General features: G+C 50.2%; 21 protein-coding genes. 13 read left to right on the forward strand and 8 right to left on the reverse strand.

The window, feature by feature from the left end; translation table 11 throughout:
* Positions 1 to 226 precede the first annotated feature (226 nt).
* The 4 genes from ACO6V1_RS05365 to gcvA all read left to right on the forward strand — a co-directional run bounded on the left by ACO6V1_RS05365 (position 227) and on the right by gcvA (position 5662).
* Positions 227 to 1816: a BCCT family transporter gene (locus ACO6V1_RS05365; RefSeq protein ID WP_422462138.1), complete on the forward strand. Its 1590-nt coding sequence runs from the start codon at positions 227 to 229 to the stop codon at positions 1814 to 1816.
* Positions 1817 to 1876: 60 nt separating this feature from the next.
* Entirely contained in the window at positions 1877 to 3037 is a 1161-nt protein-coding gene (locus ACO6V1_RS05370; protein WP_422446779.1) for an iron-containing alcohol dehydrogenase, read from the forward strand.
* A 61-nt stretch (positions 3038 to 3098) separates the two neighbouring features.
* On the forward strand, positions 3099 to 4595 hold the full coding sequence (locus tag ACO6V1_RS05375) for a CoA-acylating methylmalonate-semialdehyde dehydrogenase (RefSeq protein ID WP_422462137.1): 1497 nt from the start codon (positions 3099 to 3101) through the stop codon (positions 4593 to 4595).
* Positions 4596 to 4714: 119 nt separating this feature from the next.
* Positions 4715 to 5662 (forward strand): transcriptional regulator GcvA, encoded by a 948-nt coding sequence (gene gcvA / locus ACO6V1_RS05380; RefSeq protein WP_422446775.1) that lies wholly within the window; start codon positions 4715 to 4717, stop codon positions 5660 to 5662.
* Between the two features lie 79 nt (positions 5663 to 5741).
* Here gcvA and pdxA read toward each other — a convergent pair whose 3' ends face one another.
* The 3 genes from pdxA to ACO6V1_RS05395 are packed head-to-tail and all read right to left on the reverse strand — an operon-like array spanning position 5742 to position 10875.
* Complete coding sequence (gene pdxA, locus ACO6V1_RS05385) at positions 5742 to 6755, reverse strand: 4-hydroxythreonine-4-phosphate dehydrogenase PdxA (protein WP_422466099.1); 1014 nt, start codon at positions 6753 to 6755, stop codon at positions 5742 to 5744.
* 1 nt (position 6756) lies between these two features.
* Positions 6757 to 8094, reverse strand: coding sequence for a peptidylprolyl isomerase (locus tag ACO6V1_RS05390; RefSeq protein WP_422462135.1), 1338 nt, complete (start codon positions 8092 to 8094; stop codon positions 6757 to 6759).
* Positions 8095 to 10875 carry an LPS-assembly protein LptD gene (locus ACO6V1_RS05395; RefSeq protein ID WP_422462133.1) on the reverse strand — a complete coding sequence of 927 codons (2781 nt, stop codon included), beginning with the start codon at positions 10873 to 10875 and terminating at the stop codon, positions 8095 to 8097. It abuts the gene before it with no gap.
* Between the two features lie 257 nt (positions 10876 to 11132).
* Here ACO6V1_RS05395 and ACO6V1_RS05400 point away from each other — a divergent pair, with 257 nt between their 5' ends.
* From ACO6V1_RS05400 to ACO6V1_RS05415, 4 genes are all read left to right on the forward strand, one after another.
* Positions 11133 to 12224 carry an aminoglycoside phosphotransferase family protein gene (locus ACO6V1_RS05400; RefSeq protein ID WP_422462131.1) on the forward strand — a complete coding sequence of 364 codons (1092 nt, stop codon included), beginning with the start codon at positions 11133 to 11135 and terminating at the stop codon, positions 12222 to 12224.
* Positions 12221 to 12973: an N-acetylmuramate alpha-1-phosphate uridylyltransferase MurU gene (gene murU / locus ACO6V1_RS05405; RefSeq protein ID WP_422462130.1), complete on the forward strand. Its 753-nt coding sequence runs from the start codon at positions 12221 to 12223 to the stop codon at positions 12971 to 12973. Before ACO6V1_RS05400 ends, murU begins: the two co-directional genes overlap by 4 nt.
* Positions 12970 to 13791 (forward strand): co-chaperone DjlA, encoded by an 822-nt coding sequence (gene djlA, locus ACO6V1_RS05410; protein ID WP_422446765.1) that lies wholly within the window; start codon positions 12970 to 12972, stop codon positions 13789 to 13791. Before murU ends, djlA begins: the two co-directional genes overlap by 4 nt.
* Positions 13792 to 14302: 511 nt before the next feature.
* Complete coding sequence (locus ACO6V1_RS05415) at positions 14303 to 15994, forward strand: hypothetical protein (protein ID WP_422466095.1); 1692 nt, start codon at positions 14303 to 14305, stop codon at positions 15992 to 15994.
* On the opposite strand, the gene ACO6V1_RS05420 is transcribed toward ACO6V1_RS05415, so the two are convergent.
* Together ACO6V1_RS05420 and zapE are read right to left on the reverse strand one after the other, a co-directional pair.
* Positions 15979 to 16416: an SDR family NAD(P)-dependent oxidoreductase gene (locus ACO6V1_RS05420; RefSeq protein WP_422466101.1), complete on the reverse strand. Its 438-nt coding sequence runs from the start codon at positions 16414 to 16416 to the stop codon at positions 15979 to 15981. The genes ACO6V1_RS05415 and ACO6V1_RS05420 overlap by 16 nt on opposite strands.
* On the reverse strand, positions 16413 to 17507 hold the full coding sequence (gene zapE / locus ACO6V1_RS05425) for a cell division protein ZapE (RefSeq protein ID WP_422446761.1): 1095 nt from the start codon (positions 17505 to 17507) through the stop codon (positions 16413 to 16415). The genes ACO6V1_RS05420 and zapE overlap by 4 nt, the downstream gene beginning before the upstream one ends.
* Before the next feature lie 362 nt (positions 17508 to 17869).
* On the opposite strand from zapE, the gene ACO6V1_RS05430 reads away from it, so the two are divergent.
* Positions 17870 to 18346 (forward strand): YhcB family protein, encoded by a 477-nt coding sequence (locus ACO6V1_RS05430; RefSeq protein ID WP_101745134.1) that lies wholly within the window; start codon positions 17870 to 17872, stop codon positions 18344 to 18346.
* A 47-nt stretch (positions 18347 to 18393) separates the two neighbouring features.
* On the opposite strand, the gene trxB is transcribed toward ACO6V1_RS05430, so the two are convergent.
* Positions 18394 to 19347 (reverse strand): thioredoxin-disulfide reductase, encoded by a 954-nt coding sequence (gene trxB, locus ACO6V1_RS05435; RefSeq protein WP_101745135.1) that lies wholly within the window; start codon positions 19345 to 19347, stop codon positions 18394 to 18396.
* Between the two features lie 198 nt (positions 19348 to 19545).
* On the opposite strand from trxB, the gene cysZ reads away from it, so the two are divergent.
* The gene (gene cysZ, locus ACO6V1_RS05440; RefSeq protein ID WP_422462152.1) at positions 19546 to 20280 is read left to right on the forward strand and encodes a sulfate transporter CysZ; all 735 of its coding nucleotides are present in this window, start codon (positions 19546 to 19548) and stop codon (positions 20278 to 20280) included.
* Positions 20281 to 20313: 33 nt separating this feature from the next.
* A complete protein-coding gene (locus ACO6V1_RS05445) occupies positions 20314 to 20655 on the forward strand; it encodes a histidine triad nucleotide-binding protein (RefSeq protein WP_422446755.1) in 342 nt (113 codons plus the stop codon).
* A 90-nt stretch (positions 20656 to 20745) separates the two neighbouring features.
* Here the strand turns inward: ACO6V1_RS05445 and ACO6V1_RS05450 are convergent, their stop codons facing one another.
* Positions 20746 to 21159, reverse strand: a complete 414-nt coding sequence (locus tag ACO6V1_RS05450) for an OsmC family protein (RefSeq protein ID WP_422462126.1) — start codon at positions 21157 to 21159, stop codon at positions 20746 to 20748.
* 185 nt (positions 21160 to 21344) lie between these two features.
* On the opposite strand from ACO6V1_RS05450, the gene crp reads away from it, so the two are divergent.
* Both crp and sodC read left to right on the forward strand, forming a co-directional pair.
* On the forward strand, positions 21345 to 21998 hold the full coding sequence (gene crp / locus ACO6V1_RS05455; protein ID WP_422446751.1) for a cAMP-activated global transcriptional regulator CRP: 654 nt from the start codon (positions 21345 to 21347) through the stop codon (positions 21996 to 21998).
* A gap of 81 nt (positions 21999 to 22079) precedes the next feature.
* Entirely contained in the window at positions 22080 to 22655 is a 576-nt protein-coding gene (gene sodC, locus ACO6V1_RS05460) for a superoxide dismutase [Cu-Zn] SodC (protein ID WP_422446749.1), read from the forward strand.
* Between the two features lie 44 nt (positions 22656 to 22699).
* Here the strand turns inward: sodC and trpC are convergent, their stop codons facing one another.
* Positions 22700 to 23503, reverse strand: a complete 804-nt coding sequence (gene trpC, locus ACO6V1_RS05465) for an indole-3-glycerol phosphate synthase TrpC (RefSeq protein ID WP_422446747.1) — start codon at positions 23501 to 23503, stop codon at positions 22700 to 22702.
* Between the last annotated feature and the right edge of the window lie 7 nt (positions 23504 to 23510).

Raw genomic sequence — 23510 nt, forward strand, 5'->3', positions numbered from 1 at the left:
AATGTTATGAATGGATTGCCCGATCGACCAGCAAAAAAAAATACCCCTGAGACCTGATTTTTTTTATTGCTGGAAAAGGCTTGTTATAAAAATAATTTGGTCTCAGGTGTCTATTTTATTGTTTCTCATTTTTTTTCCAGCCACTGATAATGATGGCGTGCTCTGATGTGCAAATCGCATTTGATGATGTCCCTGAGGATCAATACCTCAAAAAGAAGGGTTAAAAATGAATAATAATAAAAATAATACGTCGCCGTATGCTGGCTTGCTTGCGGGAGCCAACCCAGCGATGGTCGTTGGTTCCGCTTTACTGGTTCTGGCATTTATTGTTTTTACCGTTGCCGATCCTGAATACGCCGATAGCGTTTATACGGCGGCAAAAAACTTTATTGCTACGGATCTGGGCTGGTATTACATAGGGATAATGTCGTTTTTCCTGTTTTTTTCTGTCTGGCTGGTGTTCAGCCGCTACGGTGATATTCGTCTGGGCAGTGATGATGACAGACCGGAGTTCAGTAATTTCGCCTGGTTTTCCATGTTGTTTGGTGCTGGCATCGGAATTGGAATCCTGTTCTGGAGTATTGCCGAACCGATTTACCACTTTCAAAGCAATCCGTTCATCAGTGATGACGAGGCCATGACGGCAGAAGCGGCCCAGGTTGCCATGAGAATCTCGATTTTTCACTGGGGTTTGCATGGTTGGGGGTTGTTTTCTGTTACTGGTCTGATTCTGGCCTATTTTGCCTATCGCAAAGGGCTTCCCATCACTATCCGCTCAAGCCTCTACCCCATCTTCGGTGACAGGATTTATGGGCCTATCGGCCATGCAGCTGACTTGCTGGCAGTATTCGGAACCGTATTCGGCATAGCTACTTCGCTGGGACTGGGTGCACAACAGATGAATGCCGGGCTGGGCTATCTATTGGGCATAGAAGTGTCGACCACCAATCAAGTGATCCTGATCGCAGTTATTTCGGTTGTGGCAACGCTTTCGGTACTGACCGGTTTGAACAAAGGCATTCGTATCCTTAGTGTTTTCAATATGCATCTGACCATAGTCATTCTGGGTCTGTTCGTCATCTTTGGGCCTACTGCCTATCTGCTGGGTGCATTCTTTACCAATACCGGTGACTATCTGTTGAATGCCGTTTCCCTGGGGTTATGGGTTGATCCAGAGCCAGGCGCTCAATGGCAGGGATGGTGGACTATCTTCTATTGGGGCTGGTGGATTGCCTGGGCTCCTTTTGTCAGCATGTTCATTGCCCGTATCTCCAAGGGCCGGACCATTCGTGAATTTGTCCTTGGTGTTCTCGTTGCACCTACGACACTGGCAGCTTTCTGGATCACTATATTTGGTAACAGTGCCTTCTATCTGGAACTTTACGGTGACGGCGGTGTTACAGAGGCTGTGAACAAGGATATCACTACTGCTCTGTTTACCACTGTGCAGCTGCTGATTGAGAGTGAGTTGATGTCCGCGCTGATGGCGGGCATCTGCACCATTTTGCTGGTGACTTATTTTGTTACCTCCGGGGACTCGGCGACCCTGGTGATCTGTACCCTGGTGTCCATGGGGAGTGATAATCCGCCTGCCCGGTACAGAGTGTTTTGGGGACTGGTGATTGGTGCCTCGGCAGCCGTTTTGCTGTATGCCGGTGGTCTTAAGGCTCTGCAAACAGCTTCTATTGTCGCGGCCCTGCCATTCTCGATCATTCTGTTTCTTGCCACTTATGGTCTTATCAAGGCCCTGCGCGAGGAGGCTTTACCAGGTGAAGAGGCTTACAAGGTGTCCATGGCAAGAAATGGACGTTCCTGATAGATATTGGCTGTGCGCAAGAGGTACACAGCCATTTCAGTAGATTAGACGAGGTTTGTTATGTCTACGCGAGTGATTTTGCCCCGCATCATGCAGGTGGGGGCGGGGGCCAGCCTGGCTCTTCCTGATGTTCTGACTAGTCTGAGCTGTGCGAAGCCTCTCATTATTACTGATGCCATGATGGTTCAGCTAGGTTATGTCCAGGCACTGCAGGACTGTCTGACAAAAAACGACATTGATTCCAGTGTTTTTGCAGATACCGTTCCGGAACCCACCGTCGGCTCCATTCAGGCGGGTGTTGAAATGGCCAGGCAGGGAAGCTACGACTGTGTTGTTGCTCTCGGTGGAGGCAGCCCTATCGACAGTGCAAAGGCAATAGCTGTTCTCTCATGCCTTGGTGGTGAAATGCGGGATTATAAGTTCCCAAGGATCATGGATCAGCCCGGACTGCCGGTGATTGCTATACCCACTACGGCCGGTACGGGTTCTGAGGCCACTCGAGTCACCATTATCACAGATGAATCCTGTGACGAAAAAATGCTCTGTGTCGGGGCTGCTTATATGCCGTCAGCAGCTCTGGTGGACTATAACCTGACATTGAGTGTGCCTCCCCGTACGACAGCAGACACAGGTATTGATGCACTGACCCATGCTATGGAGGCATATGTCAGTAAAAAAGCCAGCTTGTACAGTGACAGTCAGGCTCTGGAAGCCATGCGCCTGATTGCACCGAATCTGCGTACCGCCTATCACAATGGCAAGGATGAAAAAGCCCGTGAAGCCATGATGCTGGGCTCAACCCTCGCGGGTGTCGCCTTTTCCAATGCCTCGGTAGCTCTGGTCCATGGTATGAGCAGACCTATTGGAGCTTTTTTCCATGTTCCCCATGGCTTGTCTAATGCCATGCTGTTGCCGGCTGTTACTGAGTATTCAATTCCCGCTGCGCCTGATCGTTATGCCGACTGTGCGCGGGCTATGGGTGTTGCCGAACAGAGAGACAGTGATGAAGTGGCAAACCATAAGCTGCTGACCGAACTGAAAGCTCTGAATGATGAGCTTTCAGTTCCGGGTCCACAGGAATTTGGCATTGATAAAGTTGCATTTTTTGAAGTGCTGGACACCATGGCATTGCAGGCTCTGGCATCCGGGTCACCTGCTAATAATCCCAGGGTGCCTGACGCAGAAGAAATTAAAGCCATTTACCAGCAGCTCTGGGACTAATTCAACACAAGTCAGTCAGAGAGTTAAGAAAAACATTTCTAACAAAACCATAGAGTGAATCATGAACACAATTGGCCATCTGATCAATGGTAGAGCAGTCAATGATGATATACGTCATCAGGCGGTTTATAACCCGGCAACCGGTCAGGCTGAAAAGCAGGTTGCTTTGGCTTCCAAAGCTACAGTAGAGGAAGCTGTTGCTGCTGCAGAAGCAGCTTTCCCTGCGTGGAGAAACACGCCTTCCATCAAGCGTGCCCGTATCATGTTCCGATTCAAGGAGCTGCTTGAGCAGAATGCTGAGCGTATCTGCGAATTGATTGGCCAGGAGCATGGCAAGATTTCCCACGATGCCATGGGGGAGCTGCAGCGTGGTATTGAAAACGTTGAATATGCCTGCGGTGCGCCAGAGCTGTTAAAGGGAGAACACAGCAGTAATGCCGGACCAGGCATTGATTCCTGGAGCGAGTTCCAGTCTGTGGGGGTTGTTGCCGGGATCACTCCCTTTAACTTCCCGGTCATGGTGCCACTCTGGATGTACCCGATGGCCATTGTCTGTGGCAATACCTTTGTTCTGAAGCCTTCCGAGCGGGTGCCAAGTTCAACACTGTTCGTGGCTCAACTGCTGCACGAAGCCGGTCTGCCAGCAGGTGTCATGAATGTTGTCAATGGTGACAAGGAAGCTGTGGATGCTCTACTCCATGATAAAAGAGTCGAGGCTATCAGCTTTGTTGGATCTACCCCCATCGCTGAGTATATCTACACGACAGCGACAGCCAATGGCAAAAGATGCCAGGCATTGGGTGGTGCTAAGAACCACGCGATCGTAATGCCTGATGCCGAGATGGATAATGCTGTTAATCAGCTGCTGGGCGCAGCTTTTGGTTCCTCCGGCGAGCGTTGTATGGCATTGTCTGTAGCCGTTGCCGTGGGTGATGCAGCGGCCGACCAGTTGGTAGGCAAGCTGAAAGAAGCCATGCAGTCCCTGAAAGTGGGTGCTTACAGCGACAGCTCCAATGATTTTGGACCGGTCATTACCCGACAGCACCAGGAAAAAGTGGTCGGTTTTATTGACAGTGCCGAAGAGCAGGGAGCCGAGATCGTGGTTGATGGTCGCCAGCCCGAGGTCGCCGGTTATCAGGAAGGTTACTTTGTCGGTGGTACCCTTATTGACAGAGTAACGCCAGAAATGACCAGCTATCAGAACGAAATCTTTGGCCCCGTTCTGCAGGTTGTCCGAGTCAACAGTATGCAGGAAGCCATGGACCTGATTGATCGTCATGAATACGGTAATGGTACCTGCATCTTTACCCGGGATGGGGAAGCCGCTCGCTATTTCTCCGCACACATCCGGGTAGGAATGGTTGGCATCAATGTGCCTTTGCCAGTGCCAGTGGCTTATCATAGCTTTGGTGGCTGGAAGCGCTCACTGTTTGGTGATCTCCATGCTTATGGTCCGGATGCGGTTCGTTTTTATACACGTCGCAAGACCATTACTCAGCGCTGGCCCTCTGCGGGCGTCCGGGAAAATGTCCAGTTTTCCATGCCCACCATGAAGTAAGCGGAGCCCAGGTAATAGCCCCGGAAACAGTTTGATTGTCGTTTTGTTACAAAAAATGAACAGTCTTTCGGTTGTCTGGGGTTAATACTGCATGGTCTAGCCATGTAGTGATTATTATAATGAAAAAGCGACTACCTCCTCTGAACTGGCTGCGCTCCTTTGAGGCATCTGCCCGCCTGCTCAGCTTTACCCATGCAGCCAATGAATTGAATCTTACCCAGGCTGCGGTCAGCCAACAGGTTAAAGGTCTTGAGTCTCAGCTTGGAGTAGCCCTGTTCAAGAGGCTTCCCCGTGGGCTGGAAATGACGGAAGCCGGCATGGCTTATCTTCCTGCTGTTCATGAAGCAGTCAGCTCGCTGGTTGTGGCGACGGAAGAGCTGTTTGGTCAGGGCAGGGACAGATTGTTAACTGTCAGGGTGAATCTGGTATTCTTCACGACCTGGCTGACTCCCAGAATGGGCCGTTTCAGGGAAGAGTTTCCTGAGATCGGCATACGTTTTACCAGTAATATCTGGGCAGAGGACAAGGACAGGGAAGCAGACCTTGAAATACGTTATGGCCGGGGTGACTGGCCAGATCTGAAGGCTGATTGTCTCACTGAGGACGAGCTCTTCCCCGTTTGCAGTCCAGAGCTGGCCAATGGTCTGCCACTGCCCGAGTGTCCCGAACAGCTATCAGAACATACCCTGTTGCATGTTATTGGCTATGAAGAAGGCTGGGGGTACTGGTTCAATCAGCTGGATTGTGAATTCCGCGAAAACTCTCCAGGCCTGCAGTTTGATACCCTGATTACAGCACTGGAAATGGCGAAGTATGGTCAGGGTTTTGCGCTGGGCCGGACATCCCTTGTCGCAGGAATGTTGACCAGTGGTGAGCTGGTGGCACCATTGCGGCAAAGAGTCAGGGCTTCTGAGGGATTCTATCTTACTTCTCCTGCCCGTCAGTACTTGCATCCCAAGGCGAAAGTATTCAGAAGCTGGATTCTGGAAGAGAGCCGGAAAAGCAAAGCCTCGTCATCAAAAAGTCAGCTTAGTGAAGATATAAAAGTAGCGGATATTGCATACTGATTGATACAGGAAACTTATTTTATTAAAGGACTAATCCTATAGACCCCACACTGATTTCTCAGAATCAATGGGGAGGATGTCAATCAGGGAAGGAAAGCATCTCCAGTGCCGTTTCGATGGCGGTGTATAAACTGCCTGAGTCAATGTTCCCGGTGGCCGCAAGATCCAGGGCGGTACCATGGTCAACAGAGGTTCGAACAATTGGCAGCCCCAGGGTAATATTGACGGCCTGGCCAAAGCCCTTGTATTTCAGTACCGGTAATCCCTGGTCATGGTACATGGCCAGTACGGCATCAGCCTGTTGCAGCAGTTTTGGGTTAAACAGGGTGTCAGCGGGTAAGGGGCCGGTCAGGTTCATCCCCTGAGCCCTGCAATGGTTCAGAACGGGAATAATGGTTTCAATCTCTTCCATTCCAAGGTGGCCACCCTCGCCGGCATGGGGGTTCAGTCCACAGACAAGAATATGAGGCGTGCGGATCGCAAACTTATCCTGTAACTCCCGATGAAGAATGTGAATAACCTGAGTCAGGGAGTCATGGGTAATCGCTGAAGAAACTTTTGAAAGCGGCAAATGGGTGGTGGCCAGGGCGACTCTTAAGCCCTCTGTCGCCAGCATCATCACAACTTTCCCGGTGTGGGTCTGTTCAGCAAGAAACTCAGTGTGGCCACTAAAGGGAATACCAGCGTTATTGATTACTTCTTTATGAACAGGGCCGGTCACCATTCCAGCAAAAAGGCCGTTCACGCATCCATCCAAGGCTAACTTCAGGGTATCGAGAACATATTGACCGTTAGCGGGGTTAACGGCACCCGCTGTTGCCGGGGTGGCCATGGAGACCGGGGCAACCACCAGGGTGTTTGCCCGGGAAGGTTCTCTGATATCCGGGCTAAAGAGTTGCAGGTCAACGGAAAGGCCCAGCTGTATTGCCCGTTGTGCCAATAGCTCCGGATCAGCTGCGATCACCAGTTGCACCGGTTTGGAAAGCTCGTGGCCCTGGGTTGCCAGCATCAGGCAAAGGTCGGGACCGATGCCTGCAGGCTCCCCGGCGGTAACCACCAGCCGGGGAATGGGTTGGGTGGTGAAACCGGTCATATCAGAGCTGGATCTCAACGTAGGCCTGATCGCGGATTTCCCGCAGCCAGACTTGCAGTTCTTCTTCAAACTTGCGATTACTGAGCAGTTCTCTTACCTGGTTGCGGCGAACCTGGGTGCTGATGTCAGACTGCCGTTTGCCCAGCACTTCAAGAATATGCCAGCCGTAGGTGGTGCGAAATGGCTCACTTACTACTTTTTCCGGAATGATGTTCATCACGGTCTGGAATTCCGGAACCAGTGTTTCTGGAGAGATCCATCCCATATCACCGCCATTGAGCGCGGAAGCGGTATCGTCAGAATACGCTTTGGCAAGCTCGCTGAACGCTTCCCCCGCCTGAACCCGCTGATACAGTTTCTTCGCCTGCATCTGGGACTCAAGGTTACTGCGAATTTCATTGGGCTTGATCAGGATATGGCGAACATGAACCTGACTCTGAACCACTTTTTTATTCCCCCTGGTATCCATAAGTTTGATGATATGGAAACCGGCAGGGCTGCGGATAGCGTCGGAGGTCTGCCCCGGGGTCATGTTAATGGCCTGTTCCGCAAAAAGTGTGGGGAGCTGGTCGGCTTTTCGCCAGCCGAGGTCGCCACCTTCCAGGGCATTCTGCCCCCTGGAGTTGGCAATGGCCAGGGCCTGAAAGTCTGCCCCCTGGCGCAGTTGTCCGGACAGGTCATCAGCAAGGCGCTCTGCACTCTGGACCTGGTCGGGCGTGGCATTGTCCGGTGTGGCAATCAGAATATGACCCAGACGATATTCCGTCTGCACTTGCGCCAGCCCTTCAGGAGAGCTCAGGAAGTTATCAATTTCCTGTTCGCTGACCTGGACCCGCTGGGCAACCTGGCGCTGGCGAACACGGTTTAGAATCATTTCCCGGCGGATTTCTTCACGGGCCTGGCTGAACGACAGGCCATCCGCTTCCAGGTTTTGCCGGAACGCTTCCAGGGTCATCTGGTTGCGCTGGGCGATTCGGGCAATGGCGTCATTAAGAGCCCAGTCATCAATGCGGATGCCTCCGCGCTTGCCCATCTGGATCTGAATGTTTTCCAGTATCAGCTGTTCCAGTACCTGGTTTTTAAGCACATCTTCCGGCGGCAGGTCGATATTTCTGGATGCCAGCTGGCGATGCACAGCCTCAACACGGGCATCCAGCTCACTCTGCATGATCACGTCCTGATCAATTTTGGCAACGATTCGATCCAGTGCCAGCTGGTTTCGGATGGTGCCTTTCTGTGGGGTTTGCGCCGCGTCATTTGACTGTGCGTAAACGCCACCACTGCTGAAAGACAGCAGGCACAGGGAAGCCAGTGCCATGCTTTTTAATCCCTTCATCATTTACTTCTCATCCCCTGCGTAACCTTTAATACCTTTGATGTACTGTTTTGTGGTGCCACCGGTCAGATCGCCAAGTCCTCTCAGGACAAACTGGAGAAATACGCCGTTTTTGCTGTCAGGGTGATCAATGTTGTCATCATCCTCAACCCACTTGCGCCACAGTACACGTACCTGATAACAGCAACTGTTATATTCGACTCCGGATAATATCTCAAGGTTCCGCCTGTTGGTTAAATCGTACTGCCAGCGGCCCATGGCTGACCAGTTGTTGGTCACAGGCCATGCGATAGAGAGGTCGGTCTGGCTCAGGTTGTTGTCGGTGGTCAGGCCGGTATTTTGATCCAGCTCGTTTTTAACAAAACGATCAGCCTGACGCAGGAAACGATAGCCAGCGTTCATGACACGGCGATCATCCGGCTTGTACTGGTAGTAAAGACCGTAGCTGTCCAGTTTGTTGTTACTGGTATCCCACATCAGATCCTGATGGATGTTCATACTGCGATTAATGTTATAGACCAGTTCCGATGCCAGTGGTGACACTGAATCCTGCATTTCTTCCAGCAGACGCTTGGTCTCATCGCCCGGGTTGGTATCCAGGTCCTGGTCAGTAACACCCTGGTCAATACCGGCGATAGGGCTGATCCAGAGTTGACGATCTTCAAAATAGATGATCTGACCAATGCCAAAGCGCACCCGCTCAAAGCCATCATCTTCTATCAGCCGGGTTGTCAGGCCCAGGGAGAGGTGGTTGGCATCACCTAACCGGTCGTGGCCGGAGAAGCGGCTGTCACGCCAGAGTGAGTTGTAGTTGAAGTTCATCAGTGCGGTATCAAACACCGGGTTCATCTCCTGCCCTTCTTTATGAGGGGAGTAGAGATACTTCATCCTGGGCTCAAGAGTGTGGGTGAATTCGGTGCCACCGATATTGGTGAATCGGTCAAAGTAAAGGCCGCTGTCAATGCTGAATGTGGGTACTGTTGTCTTGGGTGACTCGGTGTAGTCAGCAGCGGCGAAGTTGCCGTAGGCCCTATTCAGGTCAGTCTCTACCTCAGTTGCACTCAGGTCCGTCAGCCGGTATTCAACATGTTGCACCTTCACCGCCGGGCGGATAAATGCATAGCTCCAGTCAAAAGAGTAACCTGCCCCGGTTTCCAGGTAGAGCCGTTCACCATTGGCGCTTTTAATACCATAACCTTCGTCGTATACGCTCTCGAAGTATTCGTTATTCGGTGTTGTTTTCGATTCTGCCTTAACATAATGCCAATTATCATCACGGGAGAACTTCGTGTAGTCGGCCACATAATTCAGGTTCAGGCGGCTACTGGCCAGCCAGTTACCAGACAGTTTGATTTGCGGCAGTTTGTTATAAGGGTCATCGGCCGTCTGGTTCATATTCTGGTATTGGTGAGCATCCACACTAAACTGCCAGCTGTGGTTGGTATCCCCTCCCAGGTAGCGGGTACCTATCCGCTGGTTCAGCGGTGCGTTGGCAGACAGGTTAAGGCTGGTGCTGAAATCATCCAGATAGTTTTTATCACTGGCTTTGGCGTAGTCGACTTCTGCCGTCCAGCGGCTGGTCAGGTTGGTCTGCTGACGATAGTTGAGCAACCAGCGGTGGTCATTGTAATAAGGGTTCTCTTTTTTCAGCTGATCTTTGTCCAGCAATCCGGAAAGCCCCAGTTCACCCCGGGTGTTACCCACCAGATAGCGGAATTCGTTCTCCAGCATTAATCCCCGTTTGCTCATATATCTGGGCGTCAGGGTGGCATCATAGTTGGGTGCAATATTCAGGTAATAAGGAATGGCAAAGTCCAAACCGTTATCACTGCTTTGGGATAGCGTAGGGTAAAGGAAACCGGACTTTCTGCGGTCATCAATAGGGAAAGACAAATATGGCGTGTAGAGGATTGGCAGCCCTTGCACACGAACGACGGCATTTTTGGCCAGACCCTGACCACTACCCATATCAAGGGTTACCTGTTGCCCGGACAGCTGCCAGCCTTTGTCACCCGGAGGGCAGGTGGTGTAGGTGGCGTCAGACAACTCAAGTGTAGTGTCTTCATTGCGGACGATGCGTTTAGCGCTGCCGCGGGCTTTCTGCTCATGCATCACATAAGCGGTATTCTCAAGGGTTGCACGGCCACTGTCGAGCTTTAGATCACCTTTGTCACCGACCAGCAGGACGCCACTGTCCCGAAAGCGAACGTTGCCTTCGAACTGGCCATGGTTCCGACTTTTGTCCAGCGTGGCGTGGTCACTTTCAAACTGCCGACTGCCCTGACGGACCGTAACATCACCCTTGAAGGTGGCAACTGAGTCTTTGTCATAACTTGACTCATTGGACTCGGCGACAATGGGTGCATTATTGCTGTCCCCGCTATAGTCTTTGCCAGGTCTGGGCGGCTCGATATAAGCGCCGCAGCTATAGAAAGGCTCAGTTGATCTTCTCTGTGCAGAGAGGTTCCGGATAGGTTGCCAGTCCAGTTGTTGTTTGAGGGCGGCGTTTTGACCGTTGGTGGCAGGCTTTATCGGCGTCGCCGGTTTTTTCGGGTTTCTGACCTGCTGTTTGGCCCCGGGCTTCGGTTGCACCGGTTTGGATTTGCCGGTGGCAGGATGACAACTCCAATGACCATTAGCCAGTGTCTGGCAGTGCCATTCGCTCTGTTGACCACCCGAGGGTTCAGCGGCAATAACTCTGGCTGCTGGCTGGCTGGCAATAATGCTGGTTGCAATGACCAGTGTCAGTGCTTTTGGGGTAAAGGGTAATGGGTGCATATCCATAAGCTCAGCAATCCTGGGGCAACATTCTTACTGCATTTGAGTCGCAATATTCTATATGCATTTGCACAGGAAATGCAGTGTTAAATCCATTGGGAACTTTGGACACGAGAGCCTGAAATGTCAAATGGCCACAGGCTTTTCATTTTCTCCCGGGCCGGGAACCTTATGTCAATAGAGCCTAAGCGCCAATAGGCCAGAATAGCTCTCTGTGATAGTCTTGGGTATTGATCTGACATTGCTAATGGGAAGCAAAAGCGTTGGCCACAACAATTTCAGAGCTTCAGAACGTTTCTGAAGCATCTTGTCGTCGGGAACAACTGGCACAATGGGTTGTCACAGTGTTATCTGGCGGACAAAGCCCTGCCTTTGATCATGGGGACCTTGATGCAGGTGCTTCAATGCCTTTACAGGCCATTGGCAGTGACGCCGGTTTTCGAAAATATTATCGGGTTAAAACCCCTCAGCGGACGCTGGTTGCCGTAGATGCTCCTCCGGCAACGGAAGATACCCGCACCTTTGTTGAGATAGCCACTCACTGGCGGGCAGGCGGGGTTCACGTTCCTGAGGTGTTTGCGGTTGATTATGAGCATGGCTTTATGCTTCAGGAGGATCTGGGGGATACGCCAATGCAGGTTTTACTGCAAGGTTCTGCCGCCAACCAGCACTATCCGCAGCTTCTGGACACCTTACTCACCGTGCAGCAACAGTTGCCTGATAACCTGCCTCCCTACGATGAAAAGCTGATCCGCCTTGAGCTGTCTCTTTATCCCCAGTGGTTTCTTGGGGCACTTATGGGATTTGATGCTGAAGATCCTCACATTATGCAGCCGCTGACGGGGCTGTTCTCCTCGCTGGTAACAACGTTTCTTGAGCAGCCAAAGGGAACGGTTCATCGTGATTACCATTCCCGAAACCTGATGCTGGCACCGGATGGCACTGTCGGGGTTATTGATTTTCAGGGAGCGCTGCATGGGCCATTGCTTTATGACGTCGTGTCTTTATTGAGGGACTGCTACATAGCCTGGCCTGAAGAAAAGATAGACTGCTGGTTATCCTCCTTTATTGCCCGTCATCCGGTGCTGGCAGATTATGACCGGGAACAGCTGAAAATCTGGTTTGATCTCACGGGTTTACAGCGTCATCTGAAATGTCTGGGGATCTTTTCCAGGTTATGGCTGCGTGATAGCAAATCCGGCTACCTGAACGATATTCCAAGAACCCTGGGGTATGTGGTGTCCATCTGCCAGCGATACCCTCAATTCAAAGCCCATGCTGAGTGGCTGCAAAAGGGCGTTGAACCTCTGGTTAAAGGGCGGCTCAAACAGGTAATGGAGGAAGCTGGCGTATGAAGGCCATGATACTTGCTGCTGGTTATGGCAAAAGACTCAGACCCATTACCCTGTCCATTCCCAAACCGCTGGTACCAGTGGCAGGAAAACCCCTGATTACCTATCATATCGAGCGGCTGGCGCAGGCTGGTTTCAGGGAGCTGGTCATTAATCATGGCTGGTTGGGAGAAAAGATTGAGGAGGCACTTGGCTCAGGTTCCGGCTGGGGGGTAACTATTCAGTATTCTCCTGAAGGTGAGCCTCTGGAAACCGGCGGTGGGATTTGTCGAGCCCTGCCGCTGCTGGCTCAAGGTCAGGCGGGCGAAAGTGATGCACCGTTTGTGGTGGTGAATGGGGATGTATATACGGATATCTGCCTGAAAAATCTGCAGCTCCCGCAAGGCATGCTGGCGCATCTGGTGATGGTCGATAATCCGGACTTCCATCCTGCAGGGGATTTTTGTCTCGACGATGGGATTCTTTTTGAGAAAGCAGCAATGCCGGAAAAAGCCGGACTGACATTCAGTGGCGTCAGCATACTATCCCCGCGATTATTTGACGGCTGTCAGCGTGGCACAGCCTTTGCCCTGGCTCCGTTATTGATTGAGGCCATGCAACAGGGCCGGGTCAGTGGCCAGTACCACCATGGTTTCTGGACGGATGTGGGTTCTGTTGAACGGCTACAGGCACTGGAAGGCTATCTTCAAAAACAGCAGCAGGACCGGCCGCAAAGCCAAAACAATCTTCAAGATCAGAGCAGGACTTCATGACCGCAATAGTAATTGGCGCGTTGGTTGGATTCATGACCGGTGGACCCTTTGGCGCTATTTTGGGCGCATTTGTGGGTTCCTGGATTAACCGGACCTATTTAGGTGGGCAGGGAGCTGCTGGCTTCGGGACTTCTGCCGCTTATCGTCAAAAAGCCCAGACCGCCTTTTTCAGGGCAACGTTTCTGGTGATGGGCCGTGTGGCAAAAGCGGACGGCCGGGTAAGTGAGTACGAAATAGAGACAGCACGAGCCATTATGGACAACATGCGCCTCTCAGAAGAGCAGCGCAGGATGGCAATAGAGCTGTTTAATGAGGGCAAGAAGCCGTCTTCCGATATTGAAGGTGCGCTTCGGTCATTTCGTGAGGTGGCCGGTGCCAGCACACTGATTCCCATGTTTCTGGAGATTCAGCTGTCGGCAGCCTATGCCGACGGTGGGTTGAGCCCTTCAGAAAAAGCGGTATTCAAGCAGGTTTGCAGTATTCTGGGGGTGGGCAACTTTGCTTTTGAGCAAATTCACAAACGGTTTATTGCCCAGAGAGAGTATTACCAGCAAGGTGGCTATCATTCCGGAGCCGGTGGCAACCGATCATCTTCAGGAATGGATCTGAAGCGGGCCTATGATGTTCTGGGCGTGTCAGACAGTGCCTCAGATGCTGAAGTCAAGAAGGCTTATCGTAAGCTGATGAGCGAACACCATCCGGATAAACTGGTGGCAAAGGGGTTGCCTGAGGAAATGATGGCGGTTGCCAAAGAAAAAACCCAGGAAATTCAGGGCGCTTATGATCAGGTTCGGGCAGCCAGGAAGGCCGCAGGATAGTTAGAATAAGCAGCTGTCTTTATGAAGATTTTGGATGGTTGCTACTTTTATACAGCCTTCAGGGGAACTTTTTCAGGGTTAAGTTGACTAAATGATCAACAGGCAAATTCTTTAACTTAATCATCTGGAGGCCGGGGCTGTGATTTATTCAAAACGTAAGCAGTATATGTACTGGTATGTTCCAGCCACTACAAGGATTGACCTTGATTCCAATCGTTCAGTGATCTATTGCTTTTCAGAGTTGCCGCGAAAGGTGAGATCAGCACTGAGAAGAAAAAAGAAGTATCTCATTTTCAAAGAAATTAATGAATTCTCCACCTCTATCGTTGAGAGGGAAGTTCAACCTTCTGTTTAATTCTTTCTATAGATTCTTTGGGTGTTCTGTCATTTTGTGGAAATAATCATAATTCCTGAAATGACTCGATAGAACTAAATCGGTTAATGAAGGTCTGATCTTTCATTGTCAGCAAGTCATCTCAAATGGGTGAAATCACGGGGTGGTGAAAGTTCGATGAATGTAACACTTAAAGTCAAATATCATTGGGACCTAAGAGATTTTTATCGTGTAGATAAACCTTACGATGGGTTTGGGGATGTAACAAAGCTAAATATATATTCAGACGAAAAAAAGGACGAAAAAAAGAACGAAAAAAAGAAATCCCACCGTGTCTACAGTGGCCGGATTGTAAGGGCGGTATCCTGCGATCATCCTATCCTGGTCGATCCGTGCAGGGTAGGCAGTTGCCTTGTAGAAATGGATTTATCCAGCCGTTATATGGTGGTTGGCGATGCCTGGCGTGGCACTGATTTTCAAGGGATTGTCAGGAGATTAAGTGAGAAAAGTATTTACGCCTTGACTGAAGTTCAACGACATGATGTTAATGCCGTAAAACTAATGATTGAAAAAAGTTATTACACCGATGACGGTGAGTTAGAGGACACTACATTTACAGATAATCTGTCTCCGGAAAACATGGCTGAAGCGGGATTCGTATTCGTCAGGGATGGGGTCGTATGTTGCTATCATGGCTACATTGGACGTCATAAACACTATACGAATATTTCTTCAGAGTGGCATGGCTGTCAGACTTCACCAACGCTCAGGCATCAAGAGTTGTTTAATAGCCCACCTTGTATCGAGCTTAAAAAATGCCAGTTTCCGATTTTGACCACTGAGTCTGGTGAAGATGCCACTGGAGCAACTTACCGGATGCTTATTCCTGGTGGTGTTGGCGGGCACCCAAAAGTCGGTTGTAACGCAGCAATGCTGGTGACTAACAAAAATCATGAGTTACCGGTAATGGATAGAGAAACCGCACAGCACGAAGTGTTGCTGGTAATCATTGACACACTGAAGAAAAAGATCAGGAACAGGGTTGAGAAAAGTAATATCGGTATTCCGGACTTCACCCAACAGGCTCAGCAGTTGATATACCTTGAACATTTTATCCCCTTATTCGGGAAACTTCAGCTGGCTACAGAGCGATTGATCATGCTGATGAATCGGGTTCAATTGCAGTTGGCAGATAAAGATGACAAGGATACGATCAGAAAAAAAACAGATGAGATTGCTGAAGCTCTGAAAGTGGATGGCATTAAAAAAGAAATGGGCAAAATTATTGAGGCAATCACTGATTATGAAAAGGCAAACTTTTTGTCAGTTATGACTAAATACCCTGCATATCTAAAGCGTGTGGGTAATATTGATGGTATGCCTGGTCTCGATATTGTCGAGCAAGAGCTGGTTAAATTGAGCGAAACTTATTCCGAACATTTTTTTCAGGATGGTTTTTTTAACAGGGTTATCAACACTTCGGATTTTGACGATTTATTTGCTAAATTTCAGCACCTTTTCTGGAACAGATCAGACGACAATAAATTAATTGTTGATATAACGGCTTCCCGAAGTGAACTTTTGAAAAGCATAAATGCGGTTCACGAAAAGGTCGAAGAGCTGTTAACAATCTACCTGGAGGCCTGTAAAAGCAATGTTTCTGTTGATTCAGGCAATCCTGCTCAAACTTTGCAAAGCCCCCTGTTAGGTGAGATTGTACCCGATTGGCTCAAACCGGCATCCCCTGCTAGTGGTCAAATCTCTATTGCCCGGGGAAAAACAAAAAATGCTTTTCGACTGCCCAACTGCTGCGTAACTGGCTGGTTGACTGATGCGAACCACGTCCTTCACCGTCATTTACCACCCTGATTTCTGGTCACTCTGCACAGTGAAAATATCAAGCTGTTGAGGGCTTGCAGAGAAGTATTGCTTTGAATAAGGATATTGTATTGCGCCAGATCGGTTGCGAGTGTTTTTACCAGGCTGTTGACGCCTGAACGCATGACATTACTCATCACCAGAATATCGATGGGTTCCTTTACGGCGGAGGAGGTCAGGGTAAGAATGCTGCCGCCGTTTACTTTAAGCGCAGGCAGCGTTGCCCTGATCAGTCGTATGGCGCTCATCAGCGTCAATTCAAAAGCAGCCTGCCAGGCTTGATCATCAAACTCTTCAAAGAATCCCGGTGCCGGGCCTCCGGCATTGATGACCAGCCCATCGATATGAAAACTTTGTTTTGAATACCAAGATCCATACGATGAAACTCCTGTATTTATTTTCGACGCACTTATGGCTTATGAGGCCGGGCAAGATACTCTGTAGACTGCATCTCCTGCAGACGACTGCGCGTTCTCTTGAACTCAAACGACAGAGTACCACTGGCATAGAGTGCTTCAAGATGAACTTCACAGGATAAAATAAGTTTTACGCCACGGTCATAGAACTCGTCAATCAGATTGATGAAACGACGGGCCTGATCATTCCGGTTGGCATCAAACTGAGGGACATCCTGAACAATGACTGAATGGTACAGGCAGGCAAGCTCGATATAGTCATTCTGGCTGCGGGGGCCATCGCACAGATCCGTAAAGGTAAACCAGGCCACATCTCTGCCTGACTTTACGGTGTTAATCGGGCGTCCTGATATTTCGATGCTCTGGCCCGACTCAATATGTTCCGGGTCAGCAGCCAGCTCTGAAAATATCCGCTCCAGCTTTTCATGGTTGGCTTTATTGAGGGGGCAATAGTAGGTTTCAGCTTTTTCCAGAAGACGCAGGCGATAGTCAATATTGCCATCAACATTCACCACCAGGGTGTGCTTTTTAATCAGGTCGATGGCCGGAAGGAAGCGGGCCCTTTGCAGTCCATCGCTGTAGAGAAGGTCGGGGTCCACATTCGATGTGGCGACCAGGGTGACGCCCCGCTGAAACAGCTGATCCATCAAACCGGCCAGAATCATGGCGTCCGTGATGTCGGAAACAAAGAACTCATCAAAGCAGATGATCCTTGCTTCTTTGGAAAGACGTTCAGCGACGCTTGATAGCGGGTTTTTCTGCCCCTCCAGTGTCTTAAGCTCGGCATGCACCCGGCGCATAAAGTGGTGGAAGTGCATGCGCAGCTTATCCTGAAAGGGCAGGCAGTGATAAAAGGTGTCCATAAGCCAGGTTTTACCCCGGCCAACGCCCCCCCAGAAATAGAGGCCACGTAATGGCTCACGGGGCTTGCCGAGGGCACCTTTGATCTTCTTGAGGAGTGATCCCCCGGGTGGTTGGATCAGCTGTTCATAGAGGTTTTGCAAGTGTTTTACCGCCTCAGCCTGGGCCGGGTCCCTGCTAAAACCTTTTTGGGTGATATCCCTGTGATAACAAGCTTGCGGGGTCATAATCAAATACTGGATAAAGGAGCGCTGCTTATTGTTTTCATATTTGCCAACGGGGCAAAAGCTGTCAATGTAACTGGACTCCGGTCAGGTGGCAAGGCTTGCTGAACTGAACCTTTTCAGGCCGGGTTCGGTCATTATAGGCTTTGATGTTCTTTTATCACTCTTTGACGAAAGCAACTATACAAAGTAAGTGGTGGACAAAGTCTGCGAGTTTTGCTCGAATCTGGCTTTTGCCGGTATGGGCTAGGCCAACTTCAATGGAATCTATACAATCTGTTTATAGGCAGGCGCTAAAGCACATGGCGTTGTGATTTAATGACAAGGGCGCGGGCCCCACTGAGTGAGGCGATACTGTGGAAAACATGAACGTACTTTGGTTTATCGGTAGTCTGGCGTTTCTGACGGGGATTCTGTGTGGTGCGCTCGTTTACCATTTACTGTCCGGTGCAAAATCCCGTAACGGCAGGCTGGAGAGCCAGCTGGATGAACTTCAGCAGGAATTCAAAGAGTACCAGGAGCGTGTGGGAGATCACTTCACCACATCAGCCCACCTGATCAATAAACTGACCGATACCTACCGGGATGTCCATGAGCATCTGGCCAATGGTGCGGAAGCGCTCTGTAAGGATGAAGAAGTCCGCAACCGGCTTGGCGACTCCCTGTTAAGCAGTAACGCACTGCTGTCCGGGAAGATTCATAAGCGTCGTAATGAACGCACGCCCCCCCTGGAGCAGCCCAAGGACTATGCGCCTAAATCCAGCCCTGATGAACAGGGAGCGTTGGCTGAAGAGTACGGTTACGGTGAGTCAGCGAAAGAAGGAACCACCACCGATAAATAAACGGTGACTTACAGGCTTCCTGGCGAAGAAGCCTGTAGCCACTCTATTTAAGCTTCCAGGGCATCCAGATACTTCTCGGCATCCAATGCTGCCATGCAGCCAGTACCGGCAGAGGTAATCGCCTGGCGATAGACATGATCCATAACATCCCCGGCGGCAAAAACTCCCTCTTTTGACGTCAGTGTGGCATTGCCTGCCAGACCGCTATTCACCCGTATATAGCCATCTTTCATGTCCAGCTGACCGGCAAAAATACCGGTATTTGGCGTATGGCCAATGGCGATAAAGCAGCCCATTGCGGATATTTCTTCAGATTCACCACTTAGCACATTTTTAACCCGGACGCCGGTGACCCCCATGTCGTCGCCCAGAACTTCATCCAGAACAGAGTCAAGAACCAGTTTGATATTGCCGTTCTGCACGCGATCCATCAATTTGTCCTGAAGGATCTTTTCTGAGCGAAATTGCTGGCGTCGATGAATCACGGTAACGGTTCTGGCAATGTTAGAGAGATAGAGTGCTTCTTCCACCGCCGTGTTGCCGCCACCGACCACGACCACATCTTTATTTTTATAAAAGAATCCATCACAGGTTGCGCAGGCAGACACCCCTTTACCCTTGAAGGCTTCTTCACTGTCCAGGCCCAGATAGCGTGCGCTGGCTCCGGTGGCGATAATCAGGGCGTCGCAGGTATACGTGTGGCTGCCTTTCAGGGTGTAGGGCTTTTGGCTGAAATCCACTTCTTCGATATGATCAAAAATAATTTCAGTACCAAAGCGTTTGGCGTGGGCTTCCATCTCCATCATCAGGCCGGGGCCCTGAAGCCCTTCCTGTCCACCTGGCCAGTTATCGACATCCGTTGTGGTGGTCAGCTGGCCCCCCTGTTGCATGCCGGTAATCATGACCGGATTGAGATTGGCCCTGGCGGCATAGACAGCGGCGGTATAGCCCGCAGGCCCGGAACCAAGAATTAACAGGCGGGAGTGTCTGGTTATGCTCATTATGTACTCCATTAATAAGGGGTAATGATTAAATGGCCTTATAATAGCTATAGCCTTTGAGCCATGGCAATTGGCAAAAATTATGGGTCTTATTGTCTGTCCCTATTGCTCAAGAGAAAAGCACAAGAGAAGAAAACAAGAGAAATAGCTGATGCTGGTGTAATATTTCGGTTTCTGGCAAGCATTAACAATAAAGTGATGATACATAATACCCCTGCATCAGGCCCCGGTTACTTTATCCAGGGACTGAAAATGATTTTACTGCCACAATTGCGATGGTTTGTTTTGATTCCGCTGGTCATTAATATCCTGGTGTTTTCCGGGATTATTTATTGGGCATCGGGCCATTTCTCTCTGTGGATGGAGCAACTCACCGGCTGGATGCCAGAGTGGCTGGCGTTTCTGGAGTATCTGCTATGGCCGCTGTTTTTTCTGGCCCTGGCGGCCGTGATGTTTTTTACCTTTACCATTATCGGGAATTTTATTGCGGCCCCGTTTAATGCACTGTTGGCGGAAAAAGTGCAGCGAATGGAAGGCGCTGAGCTGCCTGATCTTAAATTGTCTGACTGGCTGACAATTGTGCCGAGAAGTATTGGCCGGGAGTTGCGCAAACTGTTGTATTTCCTGCCCCGGGCAATCGTGCTGCTGATACTGTCTTTTGTTCCGGTGCTGGGATTGGTGTTGTGGTTTTTATTCAATGGCTGGATGATGGCTATCCAGTACTGTGACTATGCAGCGGATAACCGGGGTGTCTCATTTTCCGACATGTTATCACGATTGAAACCAAAGCTATCAACGTCGTGGCCTTTTGGTGCGGTTGTTAACCTGGCCATGTTGATACCGTTGATCAATTTGCTGATTATTCCTGCTGCGGTCGTTGGTGCAACGCTGTTGTGGGAACGGGAAATAGAGCAGCCTGTTACTGCAGGGTGACTGGATTTTTTATATAGGCAAGGAGTGGGTTTAATGAGTTGTCTTTTCTGTAAAATTGCTGAGGGCGATATTCCCGCAGATAAAGTATTTGAAGATGATCAGGTAGTGGCCTTCAGGGATATTAACCCGGCGGCTCCAACCCATATTCTGGTCATTCCCAAAAAGCATATTGCGACCATGAATGACGCTGTAGCAGAAGACCAGTCACTGCTGGGCAAGATGATGCTGGTGGCAAAAGACATCGCGGCCAGCGAAGGGGTAAGTGAGGATGGCTTTCGCCTGGCCGTGAATACCAACAGCCAAGGTGGGCAGTCGGTCTACCATATACACCTGCATTTGCTGGCGGGACGTCAAATGCAGTGGCCGCCGGGTTAAACAGAAGAGGGCCACAAAGACACAAAGTTGTTTTGATCCAGGTTCAGCAAACAAAAAAGGCTTCCTTCGTGTCTTTGTGGTTTAAATCCTCTACTCGGTTTCGATAATCTCGTAACTGTGGGTGATTTCAACACCACCTTTGCCTAGCATATGGGCAACCGAGCAGTATTTTTCGGCGGATAAGTTTACGGCACGTTCCACCTGGGATGCTTTGATCTTGCTGCCTTTCACCACAAAAGACAGATGTATTCTGGTAAATACGGCGGGAATGGCATCAGCACGTTCGGATTCAATGTCCACATGGCAGCTGGTCACTTTCTGACGCGCTTTTTCCAGGATATTAACCACGTCCACCGAAGAACAGCCACCTAAACCCATCAGCACCATCTCCATGGGGCTCGGTGCGCTCTTATGGTGTTTATCGGCATCCATAACGATGGAGTTGCCACTGTCGGTCAGTCCCAGAAAACGCTGGTTATCAACCCACTTGACTTGTGCCTTCATTTGAAATTCCTGTTCTCGTTTGACTGTTTCTATTTGGGGGCAATTCTAAAGCCTTTGCGTCAAAACAGCCATTCAATCAGAATTCTGTATTCTTCGTAACAGCACCCATTCATCGAATAGTGCCAAGACAGTCAAGAAAAGTTTGCGGTATGATGTGACCAAAACAAGGCAGTTGTGGTGAAAAGATGTTGGCAAAGAATTTACCTGTCAGACCAGCCTCCGGAGTAAAACACTTTTTGTCTGTTTTTTTGGACATGTGCTCCCGGAAAAACTATCCGGCCAGAAGTACCATACTCTGTGCCGGTGACACTTCAGAGACCCTTTATTACATCGTCAAGGGTGCTGTATCCGTGGTTATCGAAGACGATGATGGTCGTGAGATGATCGTCGCCTATCTGAATCAGGGGGACTTTTTTGGAGAAATGGGTCTTTTCGACGAGGATCAGCAGGAACGCAGCGCCTGGGTTAAGGCCAAGACCGCCTGTGAGGTAGCGGAAATCAGTTACCGGCAGTTCAGGGATCTGGTGCAGAAAGAACCCGAGATTCTGATGATGCTGTCTGGCCAGATGGCTGCCCGTTTGAAGGATACCACCCGGAAGATGGGGGATCTGGCATTTCTCGATGTTACCGGCCGGGTGGCCAGAACCTTGCTGGATTTATGCCGTCAACCCGATGCCATGACGCACCCTGATGGGATGCAGATCAAAATAACCCGTCAGGAAATTGGTCGTATTGTCGGTTGCTCCCGTGAAATGGTTGGACGGGTTCTGAAAAGCCTTGAAGCCCAGGGGCTTGTTTCGGTAAAAGGAAAAACCATGGTTGTGTTTGGCACCCGATAGAATAGCCGAAGCAATCAGCCCTTGTTGAGTGTCATTGAAACCTATACTGAGGCTTATATGTTTTCTCAGGGGTTTCATAACATGGTTAATAAAGGTATCAGGTTCCTGGCTCTGCCGATCGCACTATCTGCTTTGCTGTCCGGGTGTTCAAATAATACGGGTCAGGGTGAAGGCAAGGTAGAGGAAAAGCTGGAAGTTGCGATGTTTCAGGTGACTCCGGCAGGTAATGGGCCAACAATAGGCAACATATTTATACATCATGCTGACGATGATGATGTCACCAAAGGGATTAGACTGCAGCCGGCACTGCATGATCTGCCACCCGGGAAGCATGGCTTTCATGTTCATGAAAACCCCTCCTGTGAGCCAGGAGAAAAAGGTGGCCAGAGCGTTGCTGCCCTGGCCGCAGGTGATCACTATGACCCAAACAGCACCGGTCATCACGAGGGGCCCGAAGGTCACGGGCATTCAGGGGATTTGCCGGTATTAATGGTTGATGAATATGGAAACGCGGTCAGCCCTGTTGTAGCACCTCGACTTTCACTCTCTGAACTGAAGGGGCGTTCACTGGTGATTCATGCTGGTTCCGATAACTATTCTGACAACCCTCCCCTGGGTGGCGGTGGTGCCAGAATAGCCTGTGGGATTATTCAATAGTTGACGTGATAAAGATTGGCCACCCCTCTCAGGGCGGCCTTTAATCATAAGTAACTGCCAAACAATCCGCTGAGCGCTTCTCCCGGATCTTCCTGACGCATAAAAGCCTCACCCACCAGAAAGCTGTTCACATTGTGCGAGACCATGGATTCCACATCCTGCTTTGTGTGTATACCACTTTCCGTAACCACCAGCCGACCATCGGGAATCCGGTTTAGCAACTCAAAGGTATTATCCAGACTCACTTCAAACGTATGCAGATTGCGATTGTTGATACCGAGAATAGCGCCCGGTAATGGCAGTGCCCTTTCCAGCTCATCGGCCCCGTGCACCTCAACCAGAACGTCCATTCCAAGGTATTGTCCCAGCTCATTAAATTCACTGAGCTGTTGGTCAGACAGTGCGGAGACAATCAACAGGATACAGTCAGCACCAATCATCCGGGCTTCATATATCTGATACGGGTCGACCATAAAGTCTTTACGTAGTACAGGCAGAGAGCAGGCATCTCGAGCAGCCTGTAAAAAGCGATCACTCCCCTGAAAAAAATCCTGGTCCGTCAACACGGACAGGCAGCAGGCTCCGGAGCGTTCGTAGCTTCTGGCGATGTCAGCAGGCTCAAAGTGTTCCCGAATAACACCTTTACTGGGAGAGGCTTTTTTGATTTCCGCAATGATGGCGGCCTGCTGCTTTTCCACCCGTAACAGCAGGTTGCGGGCGAAGCCCCGTGTTGGGGTGTTTTGTTCGGCCAGCGTTTTCACTTCATCAAGCGGCCTGATATCGCGGCGCTCAGAAACTTCTTCATGCTTCCGTGCAATGATTTTATTCAGAATCGTCGGTAGCGACATGAATTGG

Source organism: Endozoicomonas sp. ALC013, assembly GCF_049310205.1.
Lineage (GTDB): Bacteria > Pseudomonadota > Gammaproteobacteria > Pseudomonadales > Endozoicomonadaceae > Endozoicomonas.